The organism is Flavobacterium luteolum (assembly GCF_027111275.1).
Taxonomy (GTDB): Bacteria; Bacteroidota; Bacteroidia; order Flavobacteriales; family Flavobacteriaceae; genus Flavobacterium; species Flavobacterium luteolum.
The window spans coordinates 2464338-2490879 of the sequence record NZ_CP114286.1; the positions used below are offsets into that span (position 1 = coordinate 2464338).

Annotated in this window: 26 protein-coding genes and 1 tRNA gene; 19 read left to right on the forward strand and 8 right to left on the reverse strand. The window is 32.6% G+C overall.

Annotated elements, in window-relative coordinates; all coding sequences use genetic code 11:
• From OZP10_RS10600 to OZP10_RS10610, 3 genes are all read left to right on the forward strand, one after another.
• A complete protein-coding gene (locus tag OZP10_RS10600; protein WP_177211227.1) occupies nt 1-1584 on the forward strand; it encodes an MFS transporter in 1584 nt (527 codons plus the stop codon).
• Between the two features lie 106 nt (nt 1585-1690).
• Entirely contained in the window at nt 1691-2701 is a 1011-nt protein-coding gene (locus OZP10_RS10605; RefSeq protein WP_281634594.1) for an NHL repeat-containing protein, read from the forward strand.
• 79 nt (nt 2702-2780) lie between these two features.
• Complete coding sequence (locus OZP10_RS10610) at nt 2781-3440, forward strand: HAD family hydrolase (RefSeq protein WP_281634595.1); 660 nt, start codon at nt 2781-2783, stop codon at nt 3438-3440.
• 295 nt (nt 3441-3735) lie between these two features.
• On the opposite strand, the gene OZP10_RS10615 is transcribed toward OZP10_RS10610, so the two are convergent.
• Together OZP10_RS10615 and OZP10_RS10620 are read right to left on the reverse strand one after the other, a co-directional pair.
• Nucleotides 3736-4140: a YcxB family protein gene (locus OZP10_RS10615; RefSeq protein WP_281634596.1), complete on the reverse strand. Its 405-nt coding sequence runs from the start codon at nt 4138-4140 to the stop codon at nt 3736-3738.
• Nucleotides 4141-4267: 127 nt separating this feature from the next.
• A complete protein-coding gene (locus OZP10_RS10620; RefSeq protein ID WP_281634597.1) occupies nt 4268-4498 on the reverse strand; it encodes a helix-turn-helix domain-containing protein in 231 nt (76 codons plus the stop codon).
• Nucleotides 4499-4584: 86 nt separating this feature from the next.
• Here OZP10_RS10620 and OZP10_RS10625 point away from each other — a divergent pair, with 86 nt between their 5' ends.
• The 7 genes from OZP10_RS10625 to dcm all read left to right on the forward strand — a co-directional run bounded on the left by OZP10_RS10625 (nt 4585) and on the right by dcm (nt 12299).
• Nucleotides 4585-4824 carry a hypothetical protein gene (locus OZP10_RS10625; protein WP_281634598.1) on the forward strand — a complete coding sequence of 80 codons (240 nt, stop codon included), beginning with the start codon at nt 4585-4587 and terminating at the stop codon, nt 4822-4824.
• Nucleotides 4825-5089: 265 nt separating this feature from the next.
• Nucleotides 5090-6316: a hypothetical protein gene (locus OZP10_RS10630; protein WP_281634599.1), complete on the forward strand. Its 1227-nt coding sequence runs from the start codon at nt 5090-5092 to the stop codon at nt 6314-6316.
• 614 nt (nt 6317-6930) lie between these two features.
• Nucleotides 6931-8319, forward strand: coding sequence for a tyrosine-type recombinase/integrase (locus OZP10_RS10635; RefSeq protein ID WP_281634600.1), 1389 nt, complete (start codon nt 6931-6933; stop codon nt 8317-8319).
• Nucleotides 8320-8334: 15 nt separating this feature from the next.
• Nucleotides 8335-9447 (forward strand): RteC domain-containing protein, encoded by a 1113-nt coding sequence (locus OZP10_RS10640; protein ID WP_281634601.1) that lies wholly within the window; start codon nt 8335-8337, stop codon nt 9445-9447.
• A gap of 80 nt (nt 9448-9527) precedes the next feature.
• Nucleotides 9528-9806, forward strand: a complete 279-nt coding sequence (locus OZP10_RS10645) for a helix-turn-helix domain-containing protein (RefSeq protein WP_281634602.1) — start codon at nt 9528-9530, stop codon at nt 9804-9806.
• 132 nt (nt 9807-9938) lie between these two features.
• The gene (locus tag OZP10_RS10650) at nt 9939-11018 is read left to right on the forward strand and encodes a protein rep (protein WP_281634603.1); all 1080 of its coding nucleotides are present in this window, start codon (nt 9939-9941) and stop codon (nt 11016-11018) included.
• 294 nt (nt 11019-11312) lie between these two features.
• Nucleotides 11313-12299, forward strand: a complete 987-nt coding sequence (dcm, locus tag OZP10_RS10655; protein WP_281634604.1) for a DNA (cytosine-5-)-methyltransferase — start codon at nt 11313-11315, stop codon at nt 12297-12299.
• Here dcm and OZP10_RS10660 read toward each other — a convergent pair.
• The 4 genes from OZP10_RS10660 to OZP10_RS10675 form a co-directional block, all read right to left on the reverse strand.
• Nucleotides 12280-13053, reverse strand: coding sequence for a hypothetical protein (locus tag OZP10_RS10660; protein WP_281634605.1), 774 nt, complete (start codon nt 13051-13053; stop codon nt 12280-12282). The genes dcm and OZP10_RS10660 overlap by 20 nt on opposite strands.
• The gene (locus OZP10_RS10665; protein ID WP_281634606.1) at nt 13050-13970 is read right to left on the reverse strand and encodes a hypothetical protein; all 921 of its coding nucleotides are present in this window, start codon (nt 13968-13970) and stop codon (nt 13050-13052) included. The genes OZP10_RS10660 and OZP10_RS10665 overlap by 4 nt, the downstream gene beginning before the upstream one ends.
• Nucleotides 13963-14184, reverse strand: a complete 222-nt coding sequence (locus tag OZP10_RS10670) for a helix-turn-helix domain-containing protein (RefSeq protein WP_281634607.1) — start codon at nt 14182-14184, stop codon at nt 13963-13965. Before OZP10_RS10670 ends, OZP10_RS10665 begins: the two co-directional genes overlap by 8 nt.
• Before the next feature lie 349 nt (nt 14185-14533).
• Nucleotides 14534-14615: transfer RNA gene (locus tag OZP10_RS10675), tRNA-Leu, on the reverse strand.
• A gap of 110 nt (nt 14616-14725) precedes the next feature.
• Between OZP10_RS10675 and OZP10_RS10680 the strand changes: the two genes are divergently transcribed.
• The 7 genes from OZP10_RS10680 to OZP10_RS10710 all read left to right on the forward strand — a co-directional run bounded on the left by OZP10_RS10680 (nt 14726) and on the right by OZP10_RS10710 (nt 21249).
• A complete protein-coding gene (locus OZP10_RS10680) occupies nt 14726-16114 on the forward strand; it encodes a dipeptidase (protein ID WP_281634608.1) in 1389 nt (462 codons plus the stop codon).
• A 492-nt stretch (nt 16115-16606) separates the two neighbouring features.
• Complete coding sequence (locus OZP10_RS10685) at nt 16607-17038, forward strand: toxin-antitoxin system YwqK family antitoxin (protein ID WP_281634609.1); 432 nt, start codon at nt 16607-16609, stop codon at nt 17036-17038.
• A gap of 19 nt (nt 17039-17057) precedes the next feature.
• Nucleotides 17058-18023, forward strand: coding sequence for a DUF6624 domain-containing protein (locus OZP10_RS10690; RefSeq protein ID WP_281634610.1), 966 nt, complete (start codon nt 17058-17060; stop codon nt 18021-18023).
• 115 nt (nt 18024-18138) lie between these two features.
• Nucleotides 18139-19101, forward strand: coding sequence for a DUF6624 domain-containing protein (locus OZP10_RS10695; RefSeq protein ID WP_281634611.1), 963 nt, complete (start codon nt 18139-18141; stop codon nt 19099-19101).
• Nucleotides 19098-19472: a BlaI/MecI/CopY family transcriptional regulator gene (locus OZP10_RS10700; protein WP_111425991.1), complete on the forward strand. Its 375-nt coding sequence runs from the start codon at nt 19098-19100 to the stop codon at nt 19470-19472. Before OZP10_RS10695 ends, OZP10_RS10700 begins: the two co-directional genes overlap by 4 nt.
• Entirely contained in the window at nt 19469-20683 is a 1215-nt protein-coding gene (locus OZP10_RS10705; RefSeq protein ID WP_281634612.1) for a M56 family metallopeptidase, read from the forward strand. The genes OZP10_RS10700 and OZP10_RS10705 overlap by 4 nt, the downstream gene beginning before the upstream one ends.
• A 140-nt stretch (nt 20684-20823) precedes the next feature.
• Nucleotides 20824-21249 carry an energy transducer TonB gene (locus tag OZP10_RS10710; RefSeq protein ID WP_281634613.1) on the forward strand — a complete coding sequence of 142 codons (426 nt, stop codon included), beginning with the start codon at nt 20824-20826 and terminating at the stop codon, nt 21247-21249.
• An 87-nt stretch (nt 21250-21336) separates the two neighbouring features.
• Here the strand turns inward: OZP10_RS10710 and OZP10_RS10715 are convergent, their stop codons facing one another.
• Entirely contained in the window at nt 21337-22701 is a 1365-nt protein-coding gene (locus OZP10_RS10715) for a saccharopine dehydrogenase family protein (protein WP_281634614.1), read from the reverse strand.
• Nucleotides 22702-22888: 187 nt separating this feature from the next.
• On the opposite strand from OZP10_RS10715, the gene OZP10_RS10720 reads away from it, so the two are divergent.
• Entirely contained in the window at nt 22889-23275 is a 387-nt protein-coding gene (locus OZP10_RS10720; RefSeq protein WP_111425994.1) for a DUF423 domain-containing protein, read from the forward strand.
• 301 nt (nt 23276-23576) lie between these two features.
• Nucleotides 23577-25181, forward strand: coding sequence for a phosphoenolpyruvate carboxykinase (ATP) (gene pckA, locus OZP10_RS10725; protein ID WP_281634615.1), 1605 nt, complete (start codon nt 23577-23579; stop codon nt 25179-25181).
• Nucleotides 25182-25427: 246 nt separating this feature from the next.
• On the opposite strand, the gene OZP10_RS10730 is transcribed toward pckA, so the two are convergent.
• Nucleotides 25428-26486 carry a phytase gene (locus OZP10_RS10730; protein ID WP_281634616.1) on the reverse strand — a complete coding sequence of 353 codons (1059 nt, stop codon included), beginning with the start codon at nt 26484-26486 and terminating at the stop codon, nt 25428-25430.
• Nucleotides 26487-26542: the final 56 nt, after the last annotated feature.

A 26542-nucleotide genomic window follows, 5' to 3' on the forward strand; every position in this document is an offset into this window, starting at 1 on the left:
ATGGAAGATAAAAGTATTTTTAAATCATGGGTTCCAAAATGGGCAATCATTACAATTTTGTTTGTTTGCCTTTTGCATTCCATGATTTTATTGGGAGTTTATACGTCAAACGTAACGTATGCGGCAAGTTTTCTGGACATTGAGCCCGAAGATTTGCAGTACGCGATGTGCGTTACGTATGGAACTCTGTTGGCGACAATTCTTATAGAAAGCCGATTTTCGAGTTTTTTCCCTGCCAAAAATTACCTCATGGGCGTTTATTCCTTAATTGGAGTTACGATTGTGACGTCGGGTTATGTCGATAATTTTGCGGTTTTTCTATTGCTGAGAGTTGCCGAAGGAATCTTAATGGCGCTTCCTGCCATTACCATCAGACAATTGCTTATTGAGCAGTTTGATTCTAAAAATGCCATTATAATTGGTTTTTCCTTTTATTATGGTTCTCTACTGTTGTCTACGCCTTTTATTATGAATATTGCGGTTTGGTTTCTGGATCATTACGACTGGAAATACATGCTGTATGTTTCGGGCGGACTGCAGGTTTTAAATGTCTTTTTAATCTTGGTTACTTTTCGTGGGCACCGAACAACAAAGAAAATTCCGTTGTATCAAATCGACTGGATGAGCTATTTTTTGGTTTTAACAGCTATTCTTTGCGGTGCCTACTTTTTTGTGTATGCCGAGAAAAAATATTGGTTCGAATCTTCTCAAATGGTTTTAATGCTTATTACGGCACTTATTACGGGAGGTTTGTTCATCTTCAAAGAGCTTTTGGTTAAAAGGCCAACTTTTAATTTTGAAGTTTTTAAATATGCCAATCTAAGAATTGGGTTTTTATTGTTTTTCCTGTTTTATATCAGCAGAGCAACGCTGAGTCTTTGCCATTCGGCGATGTATTCGATTTGGAATTGGGATCCGTCTCGAGTTGCGGGCGTGCAATACATTAACGGACTCGGAAATATTATCGGATTGGTTTTGGCGGCTTTTTTCTTGATGAAATCGCTTTCGACCAAAATCATTTTTCTGATTGGTTTTTCGCTAATTGCCTTGTATCATTTTTGGTTTACGTTTCTTTTTGTGCCCGATGTGGCTTTGTCAGATATTATTGTTCCGTACTTTTTGCAGGGCATCGGAGTTGGATTGTTATTTGTTCCGTTAATTCTCTTTACTACTTCTTCGGTTCCTGCAAATATGGCGGTTTCTTCTGGAATTGTCGGCGTTTCTGGACGTTTCTGGGGAAGCACGATTGGTTTTTGCGTCATGCAGAATGCAACTGTATTTCTAAACAAAAAACACTTTTTGAAACTTAGTCAGTTTGTGACTGGCGAAAATCCCGAAGCGCAACAAAACATTGCAAATGCTACACAGAGTTTTATTGCCAAAGGATATTCGGCAGATAATGCGAATGTTCTAGCTATGAAAAAGATTTTTGGAAGCATTGCCAAACAGTCGACTTTATTGGCCGATATGGAGATTTACACCATTGTGGGTTATGGTTTGTTGGTTTTGATTATTCTTATTGCATGTAATCAGCATTTGAGACAGACTATGACTTTGGTGAAAAGTAAGATTTGGATTGGGTAAGAAAGTTAAATTGTAGTTTTTTTATTGGAAATAATGTTTTTTGAAAGATTATTCTATTAGTTTTGTTTTAACTAATTCAAAATCAAGTCCAAAATCTTAAGAACCTATGAGGAAAATTGTATTCTTTCTATTTGCTATCACAATGATTTCTTGTTCGAGTGATGACAATGAAAATGTAGCTATTATTCAATATGATAAAGTAAGTACTGTTGCGGCAGGGGTCTTTAAGCCAAGAGATTTATTTCCTACGGCATTGACTATTGACGGAAATGGAAATATATATGTAGGAAGTTTTGAATCTGATCAGATAAGAAAAGTAGATAAAAATGGCGTTGTATCAGTTCTTGCTGGATCTGGAGAATATAGTGAGATAGATGTAAATGGGCAGGGCGAAGAAGCTGTTTTTACAACAATTGTTGATTTAAATACAGATTCTAAAGGAAATATATATTTTTCAGGTTCTCATGATAGAACTTTGAGAAAAATTACTCCAGACGGCTTAGTGACTACTTATCTGACAGAAGCAGAAATGGGACGCCAGGCTTTTGGTTTTCTTATTGACAAAGAGGATAATTTGTATATTTCTGATGCAACATCCATATTAAAATTTAATCCAAAAGGGACATCAACTGTTTTGGCTGGAAAACCTGATGCATGGGGACATAATGATGGTAAAGGCGAAGAGGCACGTTTTAGTTCTGCGCAGTTTATGGCGAAGGATAGTAGAGGTAATTTATACATGAAAGAAAATGTTGGTGCCGAAGGGATTCGAAAAATAACACCAGAAGGACTTGTAACTACAATTAAAATTACGGTAAAACAAGATGGAGTCTATGTGCCGTATGTAGGTTTAGAAGACGCACAAGGGTTGGCTATAGATAAAAATGACATTATATACATATCGACATCTAATAATAATATTTTACAGATTACGCCTGACGGAAAAGGGAAATATTTATTAGGAGAAGGTGATAGGCCTAGCGGATATAAAGATGGTTTGGTTGGTGAAGCATTAACCTCTAATATAGGAAGAATCGCTTTTGATGAAAATGGGGATCTTATTATGATCGAGAATAGAAAAAACGGAATTAACGTACGTAAATTATCTCGAAAATAATCAAAATTTAATTTTATATAATAGAGGTAGATAAAGCGATTCAGTATATTTGAAGATAATAAAATAACAAAACAAGTATATGAGCCAGCAATGTGTAATTTTTGATATGGATGGCGTGATTTCGCATACAAATCCGCATCATGTAATCGCTTTTGAAAAGTTTTTCGATAAATATAATATTCCGTACACGAAAGAAGAATTTGAAGAACATATGTACGGAAAACACAATAGTTATATCATGACGCATTTCTTCAAGCGCCCAATTGCGGGAGAAGAACTGATAAGATTAGAAGATGAGAAAGAAGGGATGTTTCGTGAGATCTACAAAGACAAAGTCGAAACGATTCCGTACTATATGGACTTTCTAAACGAATTAAAATCTCGTGGTTTCAAAACTGCAGTTGCAACATCTGCGCCTCGTGCGAATCTTGATTTGATTGCAAATGCTTTGAAGCTAGGCGAAAAAATGGATTCGATGATGTCAAGTGAAGATGTTACGTTTCATAAACCAAATCCAGAAGTATATTTAAAATCGGCAGAAAGAGTTGGCGTTTCTCCTTCTGATTGCGTGGTTTTCGAAGATTCTTTTTCGGGTATTACAGCAGGGCTAAATGCCGGAATGAAAGTAGTGGGCGTTTTGAGCACGCATACAAAAGAACAGCTTCCGCCATGCGATTTTTATATTAATGATTATAGTGAAATCAATGTGGATAAGATTTTAGAATTATTAGGGAAATAAATTCCAATTTTTTAAAATCCCAAATTCCAAGTGATACGAGACCTTTGTCAAAGTTTTAAACTTTGACAAAGGTTTTTTTCATATTGTAACCACAATCTTGTCATTTCGACGAAGGAGACTCGAGCGATAGCGAATAGGCGAAGCAAATCTCCGTAAGTAACTCCGCAACGAAAAGCCAATCTTTGTAGAGCTTCTCGTGGAGATTCCTCGTTCCTCGGAATGACAAACTAGAAGGATATGCTTTATGGAATAAGAAAGTTAAATGAATTGCCTCCTGCTTTAGCTGGAGGTTTTTTTATGTTTGAGAGGGAAGGGCTTTAGCCGAAATCTGTTTGTTTTTAATCTTCAAAAAAACTTCATTTCTAAACCAATTTTCATCTTCTTGAGTTTTAAAAATTCGTTTTGGAAGGAAGATTGTTTGTCCTTTGGTGTAGTATAAAAGATAGAGGTCATTTAGTTCGAAAACTTTTACAAAATTTTGCATAGGAACTGTACTATTAGATATTTCCCCCATTCCAGAAATAATTCTATCTGAGAATATTTCATGTTGTCTTTCGTAGAAAATAATCTTATTGTCTTTTGAATTTGTAAAAATCCAATATTTATAAATCGTAAGAATAGGATACATAAAACCAACAACTATAATAAAAATGCTAAAAGAATCTTTCTTTCCAGTAAAAAGAACGAATGCAGAAAACATCCACATAAAAAGAAATAACCATCCTCGTCTTTTTAACTCAAGTCTAACGAGGAATATGAAATATTCTTTTTTTGTAAGTTGAAATTTTTTGGTTTTAATCATTGGAGGTTAGGGGAAATCTTAAGATTTATTTCAAAGGAAAGTCAAACAATTCTTTAAGTTCAACATCTAAAGCATTGGCAATTTTTGCAAGGGTCTTTATGCCCGTATTTACTTTAGCAACTTCTAATCTTGCTATTTGAGATTTGTTAATATTACAGTCGTCAGCTAAACCTTGTTGGGATAAGCCTTTCTTTTCACGTAATTGTCTAACGTGAATACCAAGATTAACGAGAAAAGTTTCTTCTGAAATATTCATATTTCAAAAGTGGAAAGATTTATTTTGTTCATGTAGGCTAATTAGCATACAAATTATTATATTTGCTTCAAATAAAAAATAAGACAATGGCTACAAACGATCTTTCAAAAGAAACAGAAAAAAGACTCTTGGATTTTTTTAATAATGTTATTGATGCTAAAGATTTGGCAAAAGCAATACGGCAATTAAATTATGCAATTGCTTTAGTTGTTATGAAAGATGATGAAAGAGGATATGTTTATGCTCAAAAAGAAAACTTAGAAAAAGGTTTTTATTGGCTGAATGAATTAGCCGAAATTTTGCATCCGTATCTGGAAGTTGAATAAGAGAAAATAACGTTCTAAAATATCTTCATTTCGACGAAAGGAGAAACTAAAAGCAAAACCGACAAAAAATTCCAGAGTGATTTCCGCAATTTTTTCATAGTTTGACAACCTGTTGGTGATGCTGAAAAGCTCCTTTCGTCAAGGTGATAACCGTTCAATTTCAAATTTATATAGAAAGGTGACTAATAATTAAATTGGTTGGATTGTTCAAAGAATATTTTTGTACTTTCATTTTCTAATAGAAATCTTTAATTGCTGGTTTGATATGAAAAATGCACAATTTGAGCACCAAAGCATTGCTTATTCAAATTATATAAGGTTTTTTTATCCAGATATACAATGGACGGAAACAATATATAAAGATCTATATGATATTTTGAGTAAGGACATAGGGTTGACTTTAGCAAGTTTAGGTGATTACTTTTTCGAAAAGTTCATTTTTTGTTTAAATGATAATTTGAGTGAAATAAAAAAGAAGGTTGGTGATTATGCGCAAAAGAATAGCTTTAATGATGTTCAAAAAGAATATATCTTTTATCATAAACAATTTTTAGAAAAAAGAATCGACGAGCTTTTTGTGGAATTTAATTTGAAGAAAAAAATAGTTGAAAAAGAAGGGTTGATGTCAACTTACGATAGAATTTTAAAAGATTTAAAAGTTGTTGAAATCATTTTTAGATCTCAAATGGATCCTACAATACATTTAGGTAGTGGAATGGGATTGCCTAGATATTGTAATGAGATTTTTATATTTTCAGATGTTGAATTGCTTAAAATTGTAAGCTATAAAAGTGAATATACATCAAGATTAGAAAATTCAAATAATAAATTATTGTTGCTAAATGAACTTGCAAACATTTATAATTTATCTATTGCGATTTATAATTTTTACGTTGATAATTTGCGTAATCACCCTGACAAGAAAGAAATTTTTAAAGGTGAAGATGCTAGACAACAAATTATAGATAGTACTGGATATTATAATTTTATAAATTATAGAGCAAGTTTCTGTTTTTTTGGAGTTGAGAAAAGTGAGATAGGCTCAACATTTTTGCAGAATGATTTTAGTTATAACTTTAAAAATGAAACGCTTGTAAATTTTTGCGTGCAACTATTAGAATTTATAAAGTTAAGTGGAGTTATAGCAGAAGGTAAAGTAAATTTACTTGAAGAAAAGAATCATCACCCTGATATTTTTACTGGAAACGATAATAAGGCATTTAACTTGTTTGATGAGTTTGCAAAAGAAGTAACAGATTATTATCAAGATTACTCTTTTATTTTTCAAAAAATGAAAGATGAAAATTTAATTGGTAAAAGAGTAATGCATAAGGAATTCATGGAATGGTTGTTTAATAATAAATATATAAATGAAGGTTGTTATCAATTGTTTTTAGATAAAGAAAGTTTTTCAAAGAAATATGATAGAGGAATGAGGCCAACTCGATATTATAATATTAGGAATAAATTTTTTCTAGATAATTCCGATTAATCGGAAAAAATTACCATAAATCGGAAATTAAACTGTTGGAATATTTGTGAAGAAATTTTAAATATATCACAAATGAAAGTACAACAAGTAATAAGTTATTCAAAAAAACGATGGCGAAATAAAATCATTTTAGGACTAAAATGGTTAAATGAAAAAAAGGATAAATACAAAAAGGTAATAAATTTGGTTAGATTGGGTCTGAAAATCTATAATGTTTTTACTTGTTCTGAGATTTATGATTTTCTACTTTATATAAAAAAAATGTTTGTAATATGGTTTTAAATCGATTAATAATATTCAAATTATCCCAAAAACAAAAAAGCTTCTGAAAAATCTTCAGAAGCTTCTTTTAGTGCGGATAATAGGACTCGAACCTACACGCCAAAACGTTCGATCTTGTTTTTTATGATTACTTATTAAAATTAAGACTAAGTTCGCTTAATTTGTATTATTTACGATGGTTTAAGCAATTTTTTAAGCGATAAATTAATGTAGTGAAATAGAATGCTATTTAATAAAATAGTAGAAATGTTTGGCAAATGTTTGGCAATTTTCTAAACCAGCCAAACATTTTTAATATCTTTGTTTTGTTCAAATGTTCAAAACAAAATCAGATGGCATCGGTAAAGTTTAGATTACGAAGTAAAGCAAATAAAAATGTTTCTATTAAAATATATCTATCAACTGGTAGAGGAAATAAATTCTTAGAAGTAAGTACTGGATTTACAATTAATCCTAAAGACTGGAGCGAAGCAACCAGCTTGCCAAAGCAAAACAATAGTGAAAACAAGGTGTTGTCTAACAATCTCAAAAAGTTGGAAACATTTATCTTAAATAACCTCAACAAAGATTTGGCAAACAGTATTTTAATAGATTCCTATTGGCTAGAAAAAAACATTAACGATTGTTTTAATAGGGTTGTTCAAACTGATGCAGGATTATTAGTTAATCATATTCAATATATCATTGATAATGCGAACACTCGTAAAGTAGTGTCTAATGGAAGTGTGACGATCGGATTAAAACCAACAACTATTAAAAATTATAAGATTTTTAAAAACAGAGTTTTGGAATACGAAGCGCATATAAAAAGGCAAATTCGTTTTGTTGAAATTACTAAACCTTTTATAGATAAGTTTACTAACTGGCTTGTAAATACTAAAAAGTATTCAACAAACTATTCAGGCAGATTATTGGAAGCTTTGAAAACCGTTTGTAAAGATGCTGGAGAAAACGAAATTGAGGTAACACCGTTTTCAAAAACAATTCAAAATTTTAGAGAGAATGATAAAGATAGATATATTCAAACACTCTCATTTGCAGAACTGGAACAAATAAAAAATAGTGATTTCACTAATCAGAAAGACCTCGACAAATTCAAAAAAGAAAATCCTGAATTAACAAACGGATTAGCAATAACTACCTCAACATTAAATAATGCTCGAAATTGGATTTTACTTGGTTGTGAGATTGGACAACGTGGAGGCGATCTATTGAATATAACAAATGAAAACATCCGATATAAAGGCAATAGCATATATATTGATGTTTTACAGCAAAAAACAAATAAAAATGTCACAATTCCGATAATTGCATCTTACGCAATTGATATTGTTGAAAATGAGTTGCCTATAAAAATACAGCATCAAAAACTAAACGAATTAATAAAAGTAGTTTGTAAGATTGCAGGAATCAATACTATTATCAAAGGAAGAAAACTTAATACAGATTTAAATCGTAAAGAATTAGGATTTTATCCAAAATATGAATTGATAACATCACATTGTTTCCGTCGTTCTTTTGCTACAAACTATTATAAAAAGATTCCAACACCTATATTGATAAATATTACGGGACATTCTAAAGAAAGTCTGTTTTTACAATATATTAACCAGCGTGAAGATAAAGACAGTAATGCTGACTTATTCAGAAAGTTTTATGAAGATATGCAAATGGATAAAAAACCAGTTCTCAAAATTATTAAAAACGGCACTACTAACTAAAAAAATGTTTTTTGCATGAAGATTTATTATACATTAACTGAATTTGCAGAAAATTACCAAAATGATCTTCATTTATTTTTGGATGATTACGAAGATAATGAATGTGTAGATTTTTGGAAAGAACAAAGACAAGTATATAAAAAGTGTATACAAAATGTAACTATCACTAAAGATAATACATTGGACGAGTTCCGTACATTGGCTCAAAATAATGGTAATATAATTGATGCCGTTTTTGATAAAATACACACCGTTGAGTCAGTGCCATGTATAGTCGATTATGATGGAAGGGATCTTAAAATTTTTAAAGATGAGGTTCGCTATAATTTTGAACTTGCAGAAAAATTAAAAAGAAGTTTTGAAAAAATTTTGCAATTTATCGAGGATCTTAATAGCCCGAAAATTGAAGAAGAATCGGAAAAAGAGTTTTTTGATAAATTAGATACAATTCGTAACGGAGAGGGTACTGAATATGAGATTACCGTATTTTTAAAAGAGGTTTCCAATAACTATGATGTTGACTTACTTAAAAGTATAAGTAAGGATATTGAGCTTTATTTATTTATTGAAAAAGATATTATAGAAGCAGAATTTAGCCCTGAAGAGATAAATTCAAAAATAGAAGAATATACTAAGAGAGGTATTCCAATACCTTATAATAAAAGAAGAAGTGAAGAAGAATTAACGGAAAAACAAAAAGAGATGCGTAACAAATTACGAAGCAACGGTGCTTTAATCTCTGATGCTCCATCAATAAACTATGAACAATTTCTATACCCTTTTGAATTTATGAATATATATGCATTACAAATGCAAATAAATAGAAAATTAAAAGAATTAGTCCCTAAACAGCCCGAGCAAATTATAGAAGTTAATACTAAAGTAACTTGGAACGGAACGCAGACGGACTTTATAGAATTAATAAAGGCATTAATTGAAAACGGAAACCTTAAAGGAACACAATCAGAATTGATAAAAAACTTATCAGCTATTTTTAGTATCGAAATTAAGAATCCGAGTAAATTAATTAACGATATTAAGAAGAGAAATAATGGTAGTGAAACTTTATTCTTGGATAAATTAAAAAAATCTCTTTTCGACTATATTACATTAGAAAAGAGGAAATAACATACGTTACTTGCACGTTAGTAACCTTTTAACGTGCTCAAATAGATTGAATTTTACGCCATAACATTAAACTCTTAGTTATGGCAACAGTACAATTTATTCAAACTACTCCTGAAGAACTTAAAAGCGAAATAACCGCTGGAGTAAAAGCTCAATTAGAAGAATTTCTAAAACACTACACCCCTAAACAACCTAATGAATATTTAACCCGTCAAGAAGTGGCGCAAATGTTCAACGTGGATTTGTCAACGGTTCACAATTGGTGCAAGTCTAAAAAACTCAATCCGCTTGGTTTGGGTTCAAGGGTTTATTTTTTACGCTCCGAAATCGAAGCAAGTCTAAAACCACTAAATGTATAAAAATGAGTGTAGCTAATAAAAAAGCGCACTTGTTCAAGGTGCGCTCATGCATTGTTCAAAAGTTCGTCTTAACTGGCATCGTAAGACTATGTAAAGATACAGTTTTTTCAAATAATCATTATTTTTTTTGATATGGAAAACGGACAGACAACGCCCCAAAATCCACTTTTAGAGAATTGTTTGCAAAGGCAATTCAATACATTAGGACAAAACGGGACAAATAAAACGGGACAAAAACAAGCAATCGTAACAGGGAACGGCTCAGATTTGAATAATAATGATGGATTAAAAGGTAGAGCAAAACGTAAAACCATTACACAGGCTATGATTTTAAGTTTGATGGATGTTGCCAAGCTAAAGGGCGACACAGAAAAACAAAATTCATACTGGAATACGTACTATTGTCAGAGCAAAATTATTAGTGCTGAGGGGAAATTTTACGGCAAGTATTGTAAAAACAGATTTTGCACGCTTTGTTGTAGTATTCGTAAAGCCGAAATAATAAACAAGTATTTGCCAATTATAAAAGAATGGCAAGAACCTTACTTTGTAACCTTAACGGTAAAATCCTGCAAAGCTAATAGGCTCAAAGTAATGATTGGAAAAGTATTGCAAGGATTCTCAAAAATAAGAGCTAAGCATAAGAAAAGACATCAAAGAGGTAACGGAATAAAGCTTATTGGGGTAAAATCTTTAGAATGTAATTTTAATCCAACAAAACAAACTTATAATCCCCATTTGCATTTGATTGTTGCCAATGAAGAAATCGGAGAACTAATAGTAAAAGAATGGTTGAAAATTTGGACACCAAAATTTACTAATCGATTAGGTCAGGATATTAGAAAGGTTTTTGATGTTGAAACCAATTTAATTGAAATTATAAAATATGGAAGTAAAATATTTACTGAACCTGATATGAAAAAGAAAAACAAGTATGACAATTCATATCAGATTTATATTTCGGCTTTAGATAATATTTTAACAGCAATGAAAGGTAAGCGGATTTTTGAACGTTTTGGGTTTAATGCCGATAAAGAGGCAGTTCCAGCACATCAAGAGCCAAAAATCTTAACTCATTTTGAGGAATGGGAGTTTAACCCGAAAAAAAGCGATTGGGAAAATGTTGTAACCACTGAAGCATTGGCTAATTATGAGCCAAAATCTCAACTCATTGCGATTTTAAACAGTTGTATTGATTTGAATTCACAATAAATGGATAATTTTCTAATTTTATATAGGAGATTCAATTAAATTAAAATATTTTTTTTGATAGAGAAATCCAGCAGTAATATTTATTAAGTGTCAATCAAGTGAATTAATTTTAGAATTTAATTTCTATATTCAATTATTCATTATAAATATTTTATAATCAAATTATTAAAATACAGTTTTAAAGTGATTAAAATTTAAATTTTATTGCATAAGGGTTTATATATATGATTCATTGTATATTTGTATTTTAAAGATAAATACGCATACTATAATTAGCGATAAAAATAAACAAATATGAGTAAAAAGTTTAAAGTGGGGAGTTTATACGCAGGTATTGGTGGTATTTGTATGGGATTTAAAAATTCAGGATTTGATTTACTTTGGGCAAATGAATATGATAAATCAGCTTGTGTAACTTATCGTGAAAATTTTAAGCATGAGCTTATTGAGGGGGATGTTTTACAACTAGATTTAGATAATATTCCTAGAGTAGATATTTTGACTGCAGGATTTCCTTGTCAACCATTTTCGGTTGCAGGTTATAGAAAAGGATTTAATGATAATAGAGGGAATCATTTTTTTCGAATATTAGATTTTGTTGATACTATGAGGCCTAAGGTTGTGTTCTTGGAAAACGTTAAAAATCTTGTCAATCACGATCATGGTAAAACAATGCAAGTCATTGAATCTTCTTTGAGAGAAAGAAATTATTCTTTTCAAGCAAGGGTTTTGAATACAAAAGACTATGGTAATATTCCTCATAATAGGGAAAGAATATTTATGATAGCTTTTGATTTAGATGAATATCCAAATGCAGAAGAGATATTCGAATTTCCGAAAAAAGAAGAATTGACAAAGACAATAAGGGACTTATTAATTGAGGATAAGGTTGATGATGCGTTCTATTATAATGAAGATAAATATATGTTTGATATGTTGAAAGAAACTATTACATCAAAAGATACAGTTTATCAATTTAGAAGGCAATATGTTAGAGAAAATAAATCGAATGTTTGCCCAACACTAACTGCTAATATGGGAACTGGTGGGCATAATGTACCTCTTATTTTGACCGATTACGGCTTTAGGAAGTTAACGCCAAGAGAATGTCTTAGATTTCAAGGTTTTCCTGATTCCTTCAAAATTCCAGTACGGTTAGCTAATTCCAGTTTATATAAGCAAGCTGGTAACTCTGTGAGTGTGCCTGTAATTGAAGCAATTTCCAAGAACATTAAAAAAGTTTTAAATAATGTTTTAGCGCCTACTGAGGTTGAGTTATAGAATGTAGTTCTGTTATTAAATTTGGTGTATTACGCATATCTCCACATTGAATATAATAATTTTCAGCATCCATTCTGACTTTCCCGTTGAGGTAAGAGTTTTGCGGTAGTATATCTTTATTTGCTATTACACTAATTAAGTCTGCATGGGTAATATAGCCAGGTATATCGGCAGTAAAAACTTGTCCCATTACAATTGCTTCGATTTTAGCTTTATCAAAAGTGTTACCGTTGAATAGGTTGTTTTCTCGAAATACAGATTTCAAATCAGGTTTTATTCTTGTTAAAATAAAGTAATCGTATGTGCTAGTTTTTTCTGTTGCTAAATTAGGAATGTATTCGCCATTTGTATTCCAATCTCTTGTTTCTAAAAGTTCAAGATTCGAAAAAAAAGCGGCTGATTTTACATTAATCTTTTTGCCTTTGATCTCTATATCAGAATCATCCCAAACACGCTCGCCGTATATTTCAAAATCGGGTTCGTTTGCTTCTAAGCTGTGTGATTTAAAATAATTGTAAACTACAATCTCAGCCAATTTGCCTTGGAATGTATTACAGAATTTTTCACTATTGCTTCTATCGTACTGACCACCCGATCTATGGGCGCGGTGATGACCAGTACCTAAGCACATTTCGTATGCAAAATCAAATGCTTTTTTTATGTCGGCAGGTGTTAAGGGAGAACCCGAAAATGTCTTTTTGGAATTTGAGTGATAGTTGTTTCTTCCGTTTTCAGTTGAATAAGTTAGTTTCATATGCCATTACTTTTTTCAATTGCTACTTCTGATATTACATCCCAGTTCTCTTTAAATCTATCAAGAGTAGTTAAGCTCACGCTTGTAATATTTGCGTCATCAATTTGTTCTACATAACTCATGGGAATTAGATAGCATATCCCAACTTGCTTATCCACGGCTACATAAATATCACAGTGTTCAGCTGTAATTCTTTGACCTTGATTTCTCAAATGGTGATGGTCTATTCCTTGTCCCCCTCTATCTCTGTCTTTGAAGCTTATCGAGCTTCCTGAAGCGCCTTTTATTTGAATTCTTAGGAGAGTATTGTTGTAGTCAACTACGGCATCATATTTACTAGATCTAACATCAACATTGGAACAGTTAAAGCCTGCTAATATAGCTCTTGCTAAAAATAAAAACTGAGCGCTATCTCCAGCATTTGCTGTCATTACTCCACTATTTATATTTTGAATATTAGTTGGGAATCCATTTGAAAAAATGAAGTCATATTGTTTCTCTAAAATCTTTTTTAAACTAGTTGTAGTGTATCTATAATGATGCTGATTAGTCATATTATTTTTAATATAGTCAATCGCATTGTTAATGAATCCAGTTTTGTTAATTTCGTCTCTTATGCTTTGCTGTAAAATAGAGTCGTAATATGCATGTAAATCGGCTTTTAAAATGAAATGCCGATTAGCTATGTTTAAAATTCTTGTCTTAACATAATTTTCAGCTCTAAATTCACGATGTAAGGTTTGATTGAATGATGCATCTCTCAATCTTTCTATGAAATAAGCTTTCATCGTTGATTTAAAGTCAGTTTTAGAGCCAAATAAGCGTGTGCCATCATTGCCTACGTGAGCAGGGTCGAAATTTACGCCATTAATTGCTGAAATATTATCAGTAAGGTATTGTAGTTGTTCTTCAGTCATTCTTAAATAAGTCGATTAAGTTTACATTAAGACCTTTAGCAATTTTTTGAATATTAATTAGGGTAATGTTTTTTTCTGCTCTTTCAATCATCCCTATATAAGTCCTATGAACATCAGCAAGATGAGCCAATTGCTCTTGAGAAAGACCTTTTGATATTCTTATTTGGCGCACATTATTTCCAAATGTGATTAATATTTGTGGTTTTTCGTTCATTGCTAATTAATGTGTTCAAATCTACTTTTATAAAAATGCACAATCAACATACTATAGTTAGCATGTTAAGGTTTTTATGAGAAAAAGAGATCAAAAAGAAAAGAAGTTGGTTTAAGAAAAAGAAGACATTATAATGAATTATGTTTTTATGAGATTTTAGAAAAACATATATTAGAGAATTTCATGTATTCGTCTATTCATGTAAATCTTTTGTTCAAATCTGAAAAACCTTTTTGAAAAAAATAATATAAAAAACATAATATTACTTTAAAGTTTGGCAATGGTTTGGCAACTTCGTAAAAGCAAAAAACCCAACAATCTGTATTTAAGAAAGTTGGGTTGTTTTTTGTGCGGATAATAGGACTCGAACCTACACGCCTTGCGGCACCAGATCCTAAGTCTGGCACGTCTACCAATTTCGCCATATCCGCGGTAATTGTGGGTGCAAAGATAGGCATACTTTTGAATTATCAAAGCATTTTTTGAAAATTTTTTTTAATTCTCTTTTTTGTACTTTTGGGTTTCTATAAAAATAATTTAAATGGAAAATATTAAGTCCTACGTTCAACAACATAAAGATCGGTTTATCAACGAATTGATCGAATTATTAAAGATTCCGTCGGTTTCTGCCGACACTGCATATTCTCAAGATGTTATTGACACAGCAGAGGCTGTAAAAGAAAGTTTATCAAAAGCAGGGTGCGATTATGTCGAAACTTGCGACACTCCAGGTTACCCAATTATCTACGGAGAGAAAATTATAGATCCAAATCTTCCAACGGTTTTAGTTTACGGCCACTACGACGTACAACCGCCAGATCCATTAGAATTATGGACTTCACCACCTTTTGAACCCGTTATTAAAACTACAGATATTCACCCAGAAGGAGCCATCTTCGCTCGTGGAGCATGTGACGACAAAGGTCAGATGTACATGCACGTAAAAGCGCTTGAATTGATGGTGCAAAGCAATACGCTGCCTTGTAACGTAAAATTCATGATCGAAGGTGAAGAAGAAGTTGGTTCGGCAAGTTTGGCTTGGTTCGTAGAGCGCAATCAGGAAAAACTGAAAAACGACGTCATCTTGATTTCAGATACAGGAATGATTTCTAACCAACAGCCGTCTATCACGACAGGTTTAAGAGGTTTGAGTTATGTTGAAGTAGAAGTTACAGGTCCAAACCGCGATTTGCATTCAGGTTTATACGGTGGAGCTGTGGCAAACCCAATTAATATTCTGGCAAAAATGATTGCTTCGCTTCACGACGAAAACAATCATATTACAATTCCAGGTTTCTACGATAAAGTAGAAGAATTATCTGCAGAAGAAAGAGCCGAAATGGCAAAAGCGCCTTTCAGCCTAGAAAAATATAAAAATGCTTTAAATATTGCCGATGTTTACGGTGAAAAAGGATATGTAACCAACGAAAGAAACTCAATTCGTCCGACTTTAGACGTAAACGGAATCTGGGGCGGTTACACTGGCGAAGGTGCTAAAACAGTTATTGCGAGCAAAGCTTTCGCTAAAATCTCAATGCGTTTAGTTCCAAATCAGGAATGGGAAGAAATTACAGAACTTTTCACGAAACATTTTATAAGTCTTGCTCCAGCCGGAGTTACGGTAAAAGTAACGCCTCACCACGGTGGTCAAGGTTATGTAACGCCAATTGACAGCATCGGATATCAGGCAGCAAATAAAGCATATACAGAAACGTTTGGAGTTCCTGCAATTCCAGTTCGTTCAGGAGGAAGTATTCCGATTGTGGCTTTGTTCGAAAAAGAATTAAAAAGTAAAACAATCTTAATGGGATTTGGTTTGGATAGCGATGCTATTCACTCGCCAAATGAGCACTTCGGAATCTTTAATTACTTGAAAGGAATTGAGACTATTCCGTTGTTTTACAAGTATTTTGTGGAATTAAGTAAATAAGTTTTTTAACCGCAAAGAGCGCAAAGGTTTACGCAAAGTTCGCAAAGTTTAATCATATAGCTTTGCGAACTTTGCGTTTATAAGTGTAACCTTGAAATAAAATCCTTGCGTTCTTTGCGGTTAGGCTTTTTTTAACCGCAAAGAGCGCAAAGGTTTACGCAATCCCGATAGCTATCGGGAGCTAAGATTTTTAAGTAAGATTTATAAAAGTTCGCAAAACTTAATCATATAGCTTTGCGAACTTTGCGTTTATAAGCGTAACCTTGAAATAAAATCCTTGCGCTCTTTGCGGTTAAATTTTTCAGCAGCATTTTAAGATATAAATCCGTTCAGAAATGAGCGGATTTTTTTGTTTCCCATGTTTTAAGATTCAAAAGAAAAACCTTTATCACTTTGCACCTCTGAACCTTTGCTTCTAAAAAAGAAACTTTTTTCTTGCATATTTAAAATTTAACTCTACATTTGTAGAAACGAATCTATAATTGTAGAGCAATGATAAATTTGAAAAATATCTTTTTAGTATTTCTTTTGGGTTCAATGCTTTTGAGCTGTAAAAGCCAGCCGATTAATCAGAAAATTGACAAGAAAAAAGAAGGTGTTTGGATAGATAATTATACTCAAGATGGTACAAATTATAAATCGTATGAATATTATAAAAATGATCTTCCGGTAAAAAAGTGGAAATCATATATTAACGGAAAAATCTACAAAACAGAGAAATATAAAAACGGAATCTGTGTCGTGAAAAGTTATTACGAAAACGGAAAATTGGAATCGAAAGGGAAAACTAAATTTGAGACTGATTCGGTTCAGTCGCATTGGTTTTATTTTGGAGAATGGAAGTTTTATTCGGATAAAGGAAAATTAAAAGGAATCAAAAATTACGATAAAGGAGAATTGATTTCAGAACAAAATATTAAATAAACCAACTAACCTCTAAACCATGAAAAAAATAATCACGCTTTCTTTTCTTTTAATGAACTGCTTTTTACTACAAGCCCAAACGTATAAAGAATGGACTCAAAAAGCAGATTCTTGCTACCGAGCACAAAACTATAAATTGTCTGTTGATTTTTACGAAAAAGCCTTTAAAGTAGAAAACAAAGATTCTGGTGATTTTTACAATGCGGGATGTTCTGCTGCTTTGGCTCAGGAAAATAAAAAAGCATTGAATTGGCTGAATTTAGCAATTGATAATGGATTTGAAGATATTGCTCGTATGAAAAAAGATAACGATTTAAAATCTTTGCATGAAGATAAGGACTGGAAAAAAATGATCGCTAGATTTCAAAAGAAAAGAGATATTATTGAAGTTAACTACGATAAAGCTTTGCAAAAAGAACTTTTGGATATTTATGCAGAAGATCAAGATATTCGCGGTGTAGCCATGAAAATTTATAGAACAGCTGGTCCGGGAAGCAAAGCTTTGGATAGTATTGGTGAAATCATGAATTATAAAGACAGTATAACTTTAATTAGGGTTATCAAAATATTAGATGAAAAGGGTTGGGTAGGAAAAGACGTTGTTGGATCTCAGGCTAATAAGGCCTTGTTTTTAGTGATACAGCATGCCGATTTAAAATATCAGCAAAAGTATTTGCCCATGATGAGAGATGCCGTTAAAAAAGGCAATGCAAAAGCAAGTTCTTTGGCTTTATTAGAAGACAGAGTTGCTTTGCGTGAAGGAGGAAAACAAATTTATGGAAGCCAGGTAATGAATCATCCGATTACGAAGAAACCCTTTGTTTCTCCGCTTGAAGATCCCGATAATGTAGATAAAAGAAGAGCATCAGTAGGACTAGGAACTTTATCAGATTATCTTAAATATTGGAATGCAACTTGGGATGTTGAAGCTTATAAAAAAGAACTTCCTGAACTAGAGGAAATAATTCGTCAAAAAAAAGGTTAAGTAAGAATGGTTATTATAAATGAGTTGCTGAGAAACGAGATAATGAAAATAAATTCGTGACAAAAGAAAATTAATTTGAGAACATATTAATTTAATAAAAGGCTAAATTTAACCTATGAAAAAATCGATTGTTTTTATTTTACTTGTAATCAATTTTGGCTTTTTAAATGCTCAAACGTATAAAAACTGGGTTCATAAGGCAGATTCGTGCTATACGGCAAAAAACTATGAGTTGTCTGTTTCGTACTACGAAAAAGCTTTTAAAATAGAGCAGAAATCATGGTCAGATTTATACAACGCGGGCTGTTCTGCTTCTATGGCAAGACAACATAAAAAAGCATTTAAATGGCTAAATCTTTCGATCGATAACGGATACGAGAATATGGCGCATATTAAAATTGACAATGATTTAAAACCTTTGCACTCGGAAAAAGAATGGAGTAAAACAATTGATAAACTGCAGAAGAAGCTAGATATTATTGGAGCTAATTACGATAAAGTGCTAGAAAAACAACTTGCAGAAATTTATACCGAAGATCAGGAAATTCGCGGGGAATTTATGAATGTTTATAGAGCCGCCAAACCTGATAAAAAGAAAATTGACAGCATTGGTAAAATCATGCAGAGAAAAGACAGTATTAATCTCATTAAGGTGACGAAAATACTGGACGAAAAAGGCTGGTTAGGAAAAAATGTGGTGGGGACGCAGGGAAATCAGACTTTATTTCTGGTGATTCAACATGCCGATTTAAAATACCAGCAAAAATATCTGCCTATGATGAGAGAGGCGGTTAAAAACGGAAATGCCAATCCAGGAAATCTAGCGTATTTAGAAGATAGAGTGGCTTTGAGAGAAGGAAAAAAACAAATTTATGGCAGTCAGAGTTCAAAGAATAAAAAGACTGGTAAAATTTGTATTGCACCAATGATAGATCCTGATAATGTTGATAAAAGGCGTGCAGAAGTCGGACTTGGAACTATGGCCGAATATGCAACGAAATTGAATATTGACTGGAATTTGGAGGAATATAAAAAGGAATTGGCTGAAACAGAAAAACTTGAAAATACAAAACCATGATACAATTATCAAATGCAGAAGAACAGTTAATGGAGCATTTATGGAAGCTTGAAAAGGCTTTTATGAAAGATTTGCTCGAAGCGTATCCGGAACCAAAACCGGCAACAACAACCGTAGCGACGCTTTTAAAACGAATGATCGATAAGAAGTTTGTGGCGTATAATGAATTTGGGAATTCTCGGGAATATTATCCCCTGGTAAAGAAAACAGACTATTTTGCAAAACACGTAAAAGGACTGATTAGTAATTTCTTTAATAATTCGGCTTCACAATTTGCTTCGTTTTTTACAACCGAAACCAATTTATCGTCTTCAGAATTGGAAGATCTTAAAAAAATAATCGATTCAGAAATTCAAAAAAAGAAAAAATGATAACGTATCTTTTAAAATCGGGTTTACTGCTTGCTGTTTTTTATGCAGTGTATAAATTGTTGTTAGAAAACGAAAGGATGTTTCGTTTTAATCGTGCTTATCTTCTCGGAAGTTTGATTTTTAGCCTAGTTATTCCGCTGCAATTGTTTTCGATTGCATCATTTTTTCCGTCAAAAATTAAAACAATTCAGCTGGACGAAATAATGATTGTGGCTAATAAATCAATCTTAAATGAAGTTTCGTACAATCAAATCGTATATTTCTTTTTAGGTGCAATTTATGTTCTAATTGCAGCAATTTTATTGATTCGATTTGCTGTAAATGTGTCTTCCTTTTTCTTCAAAATGAAAAAGAATTCGGTACAATTTATAGACAATCAGAAACTTGTTTTAATGAAAGAATCGATTTTGCCGCACTCTTTCTGGAATGCTATTTTTATTAGTAAAGAAGATTTTGCAAATGGAAAAATTCCATCAGAATTAATCGCTCATGAAAAAGCACATTTAGAGCAAAAACATACATTGGATATTCTTTTTGTTGAGGTTTTACAAATCGTATTTTGGTTTAATCCGATGTTTGTTTTGTTTGAAAAAGCCATAAAGCTCAATCATGAATTTTTGGCCGATGAAGCCGTAAATAGACAATTTGGTGAGATAAAAAATTACCAGAATCTGCTGTTAGATTTTGCTTCAAATAAACAGACTGTTGCTTTGGCTAGTACTATCAATTATTTAATAACTAAAAAACGCTTGCTTATGATGACCAAAAAAGAATCGGTAGTAAAAGAAATCGGCAAAGTATTTATTGTTGGAGTTGTTTGCAGTTTGTTATTGTTTGCTTTTAATGCAGAGGCAGCTGTACAGACCAGTTTTAATGGAAAAAATAATATTGATGTTAATGAAAAGGCAGATGTTGCTCAACCACAATTTCCTGGCGGAATAGAAAAGTTCTATATGTTTGTGGGACAAAACTTTAAAATGCCAGAAGAGTTTTCGAAACAAAAAAAGGATGGCAAGCTTTTTATTGAATTTATGGTTGAAAAAGACGGGAGTTTGTCTGAATTTAAAATTGTAAAAGATTTAGGATATGGAGCAGGAGAGGAAGCAATAAGAGTTTTGAAACTTTCGCCAAAATGGATTCCAGCAACTGAAAATGGTCAGGCCGTTCAAGTAAGTTACAGTCTGCCCATTACCCTTCAGTCAGCAAAATAGTTTTTTTCAAAGTGAAAAAAAGGAACATTAATTCTGGGATAAGAAATAAAATAAACAAATCAGAAATAATCGCAATTTTTTAATGTTTGAAAAGACTACATTTGAAATTGAAATATTAAAGTGTGTAAAACTTCAACATGATGTCAAAAAAAATAGTCAAAATTATTATATCGGGTTTATTCGTTTTAACTTTTTCTGTCACAGTTTATAGTCAGGAAAAAAAACAAACAAAAGAAATTGACCCTTCAGAATTGCAAAAAGACTTTGATACACAAGCTGAATTTCCAGGAGGAATGAATTTGTTTTATAAGTTTGTATATAATTCTATTAAAATTCCGAAAGAAGCGTCTGAAAATAAAGTTTCAGGAACGCTCTTTTTGCGATTTTATATTGAAGCGGACGGTTCATTATCTGATATTAAAATAATAAAAGATTTAGGATACGGACTTGGAGAAGAGATTACTCGTGTTTTAAATCGTTCTGTAAAATGGAAACCTGCTACTTTGAATGGAGCTCCGGTTCGTGCCATGTATGCTTTGCCATTTAAGATTTCTACTGTTTATTAAATAAAAAAATCCGCTTCTTGATGGGAGAAGCGGATAAAATTAAAAACTAATTAAAAAAAAATTCTAAAAATAAACATGCAATCTAGACTAAAACAAGTCTGGATTGTATCCAAAATAAGGTACATTTTGTTCGTTAAAAATGACCCCGTATTCTTCTAACTCCTTTAAAATAGGTTCGTAAACTTCTTTTTTAATTGGAAGCTGAACGCCTGGAGTTGTAATTTTTCCGTTTAAAATCAATAATGTAGCAATAGCAACCGGAAGTCCGACTGTTTTTGCCATTGCGGTATAAGTTTGGTCATCGCCAATACAAACCATTTTAGAATCGATTTGTTTCTTTTCTCCATTTAGTTCATAACCAAATTTGTGATACATCACAATCATATCTTTATCTTCTGGTTCAAGAGCCCAGCTGTCGGTTAAGATTTTTTCTAAAATCTGAGCTGGAGTGGCTTTAGGAAGATTTACTTTTTTGTTTGGGTTAAATAAATCCAATTCCAGAAGTTTATCCCACATAATATCGTCTTGATCGATTTTTAAGATCAGACGTGTTTTAATTTCAGCTGAATCTGTTGGATGATAAGGTAGAAAAGAATTGATAAACTGACGATAGCTCATGTTTTCAGAATCTTCTATAATATAGCTGTCATCTGTCATGCCGAGCTGTACAAACATGTTCCAAGCTCTAGAAAAACCAACTCTTCTAATAGTTCCTCTATATAAGGTAAGAATATCATCTAAACCATAAACCGAACGGTATTTAAGCGAATCGCGATTAGAATAAGCTTCAAATTTCCCGTAGCCTTCTACTTCCAGAAATTCAGTTCTTCTAAACAAAGCGCTGTACGGAATGTATTTATAAGTGCCTTCCTGAATAAACTTCGCTGCACCGCCCTGACCAGCCAAAACTACATTTCTTGGTGCCCAAGTAAATTTGTAGTTCCATAAATTATTGTCAGATTCTGGAGCTACTAAACCTCCGCAGAAAGATTCAAACAAAATCATTTTACCGCCTTTAGATCTGATTTCGTCAATGACTTTCATGGCGCTCATATGATCGATGCCTGGATCGAGGCCGATTTCGTTCATAAAAATCAGATTGTTTTTGATGGCTTCTTCATTTAAAGCCTGCATGGCATCGCTTATGTAGGAAGCTGTAACAAGATGTTTTTTGAATTCAAGGCAGTCTTTTGCAATTTCGATATGCAGATGTGCAGGAAGCATTGAAATTACGATTGACGCATTTGCAATAGCTTTCTTTCTTTCGTCGGCATTAAAAATATCTAAGGCAAGCGGAGTGGCATTTGGGTGATTTTGTGTTTTTGCTTTGGCAAGATTCAATGAAAGGTCAGCTACCGTTAAATGCAGCTTTTCTTCATTAGATTTTGATAGTAAATATCGAATCAAAGAAGATGCAGATCTTCCCGCTCCAAATATTAAAATGTTTCTCATGTCTTAAATATTTAACACAAATATATTTAATTGTTATAAATATAACAATTAAAATTAAAGAAAATCAAATTATTTTTTTCGCAAAACCCCAAAAATAATTTGATTTTGTTCTAAATAATCTAGGAACAAAGGCGGTTTTTCAGTTCGTTTGAAGTATTTTTGTTTGAAATTTCAAAAGAGATATATTATGAAAAGAAGAATCATTTTAACTGGAGCTTTTATTGGTATGTTAGCTATTATTTTGGGCGCTTTTGGTGCTCATTTATTGAAAAAATATCTTTCGGTTGATCAGTTAAATACTTTTGAAGTTGGTGTTCGCTACCAAATGTATCATGCTCTTTTTCTTCTATTTTTATCTACCCAAAAAGATATCGCAGAGAAGACCTTAAAAACGATCTATAATTTAGTTGTGGCAGGCGTTTTGCTTTTTAGTGGTTCAATCTATTTATTGGCAACAAAAGACTACACTTTGTTCGAATCTAAAATTATCGTATTCGCAACACCTTTGGGTGGTTTCTTATTAATTATTGCTTGGGCGCTATTATTCTTTACGATTTTGAAGAGAAAATCATAAAATCCCGAAAAAAAAATTCTGTCTAAGAATTAATCTTTAATTTTGTCACATAAATAACATATAACTTTATTTGTGTGACTTTTTTGTATTTTCTGTTGTCAAACAAAAATAATATAACAAATTCACGTATAAGGTTGTAAATAAACAAATTAGAGGCGGTTATTTTTTTCTTTTTATAATTTTTAAAGTGAAATTTCTCTTTTTTCATATAAATTAAAGTGAAATTTAAGTATTTTAAAAGAAATAAAAATAAATCTGTAATTTTGCTTTAAACAAAAAATCACACACAACTTAAAAACTTATGGACACTAATACAGTTTTCGCGCAATCGATTTCGTTAAAAGAGTTAGGAATTGAAAATGCAAAAGTTCGTTATCAACTATCTGCAGATGAATTACATGCGATTACTTTGCAGTCAGGTCAAGGTGTTGAAAATTCTACTGGAGCGTTAGCAATTAATACAGGTGAATTTACAGGCCGTTCTCCACAAGATCGTTTTATCGTAAAAGATGATATCACTAAAGATCAAGTTTGGTGGGGAAATGTAAATATCCCTTTTGAGCCCCAAGCTTTTGAAAAGCTTTATAATAAGGTAACAGCATTTTTATCAGACAAAGAAGTTTTTGTTCGCGATTCTTATGTGTGTTCCGATCCAAATTATAGATTAAATGTTCGTGTTGTAACAGAAACTGCTTGGTCAAACTTGTTTTGCTACAATATGTTCTTAAGACCAGAAGATTCAGAACTGGCTAATTTTACTCCAGAATGGACAGTAGTTTGCGCTCCAAGTTTTATGGCAGATCCTGCTGTAGACGGAACACGCCAGTCTAATTTTGCTATTTTAGATTTTACTAAAAAAATTGCTTTAATTGGTGGAACAGGTTATACAGGAGAAATGAAGAAAGGAATTTTCTCTGCATTAAACTTTATTCTTCCAGTTTTCAAAAATACACTTCCAATGCACTGCAGCGCCAATGTTGGTGAGGCAGGAGATACAGCAATCTTCTTCGGATTGTCTGGTACTGGTAAAACAACTTTATCTGCAGATCCAGAGCGTAAATTAATTGGAGACGACGAGCACGGCTGGACAAACGAAAACACTGTTTTCAATTTTGAAGGTGGATGCTACGCAAAAGTGATTAATTTAACAGAAGAAAATGAACCAGACATTTTTAGAGCAATCAAAAAAGGAGCGCTTTTAGAAAATGTGGTTTTCAAAGCAGGAACAAACGTAGTTGATTTTGACGATGTTTCTATTACACAAAATACTCGTGTAAGTTACCCAATTACACATATTGATAATGTTCAGCCAGGTTTGGTTGGACACAATCCAAAAAATATATTTTTCTTAACAGCAGATTCTTTCGGAATTTTGCCTCCAATCTCAAGATTGACTCCAGGTCAGGCAGCGTACCACTTTATTTCTGGATATACAGCAAAAGTTGCTGGAACAGAAGCGGGTGTAACAGAGCCTCAGCCTAATTTCTCTGCTTGTTTTGGAGCGCCATTTATGCCTTTGCACCCAACGCGTTATGCTGAAATGTTGAGCAAAAAAATGAAAGATGCGGGCGTAAAAGTGTGGTTAATCAATACAGGATGGACTGGAGGAGCTTACGGAACAGGAAGCCGTATGAAGCTTAAATATACTCGTGCTATGATTACTGCTGCATTAAAAGGAGAATTAAACGATTTAGCGTTTAAAAATCATGAAGTATTTGGAATTGAAATTCCTCAAGATTGTCCAAATGTTCCAGTGGAAATTTTAAATCCTAGAAACACTTGGGAAGACAAAGATTTATACGATAAAAAAGCGTTGGAATTAGCACATAAATTCAAAGCTAATTTCGCCAAATTTGAAGAGTTTGCAAATGCTGAAATCTTAGCAGGTGCACCGATTACAGAATAAAAGGAATTATTTAATTCAAAATAAAAAAGCTGTTCAGAAATGAACAGCTTTTTTTTGTTTTTTGTGTCTGTCTGATACTGTTTGCTTGTCTCCTTGAGCGAAGTCGAAGGGCGTTCCAATTGGAAACTGGGCTTCGACTTCGCTCAGCCTGACAATGAGTACTTTTTAAAGACATTGAAACGCAGTTTTCAGCACAGTTTAAAGGAAAGTACTGAAAAACTGCAATTTCAAATCAACACTGAATCTTTATTTCTTCGTTTCGTCTATACGTTTTTGGATTAAATCCCAAGTATAATAGTGGAAAGTCATTCCGTTGCTCATCGCTACGAAAAGTCCGTTTTTGAATTTTGGCCCTAAGTTTACGTTTGTCACATCTGCACCATCACATTCAATCGTCGAAGTTGGAACTTCTGCCAATAATGGATGATTGTTTGGATTTCCGTTGGCACCTTCTCTCGGGTAAACCATAAAAGAGTTTGCCTGTTGGTTGGATACTAAAATATATCCTGTAGAATCTGTTTTTTTGTAAATCGCGATTCCTTCATGGTCTGCTTTGAAATCTTTCTGACCAAAGAAAGCCAATTCTTTATTATCGTTTAAAGCTGGATCTGCTTTGTATTTTCTTATTCCAGCCTGTTCATCGCAATAGTACACAAAGCCTAATTCGTTGTCTACTGCAATAGCCTCAATTTCTTTTTTACCGCTATATGTTCCGAATTTGCGAACCACTTTTGCTGTCGCGAATTTTCCGTTTCCAGAAAGTTCATATTGCCATAAATAACTTCCAGAAGGACCCGTTTTTCTTCCTACAATAGCAAAAATCTTCCCATCGCTTGGGCGAGTGTATAATGAAACTCCCATTGGATCGCGTTGTGCTTCTCCTTCAAAAACAGGAATTCCGCCGTTATCAATTGGCTCTAAATCAGGTAAACTAAAAATTCTGATTTTGTTTTCTTCACGTTCAGTTGTTACGGCAACATCTACTTTTTTTCCGTCAATAATTAATCCGTAAGCGATATCCACATTGTTAGGACGTTTTAGCGGAATTGATTTTTTAAGGATTTTTCCATTCAAATCAAAAGCATACAAACCTCCGTCTGTGTCTTTATCTGTTCCAACAATAATACTTTTTGAAGCATCTGTAGGGTTTATCCAAATAGAAGGATCGTCTGTATCGTGAGGTAGTGCTTCTGTAACGGCTGTTGGTTTTACAGCGTTTGGCTGAACTGGCGCTAATTTATCGTTTTTGCAAGCTGTAAAAGCTAAGCTTAAAAGTAAAAAAGCGACTAAAGATTTATTTTTCATTTGTATAGTATATTTTAATGCAATTAGACAGAGCATTAAACTCTGTCTAATTTAAG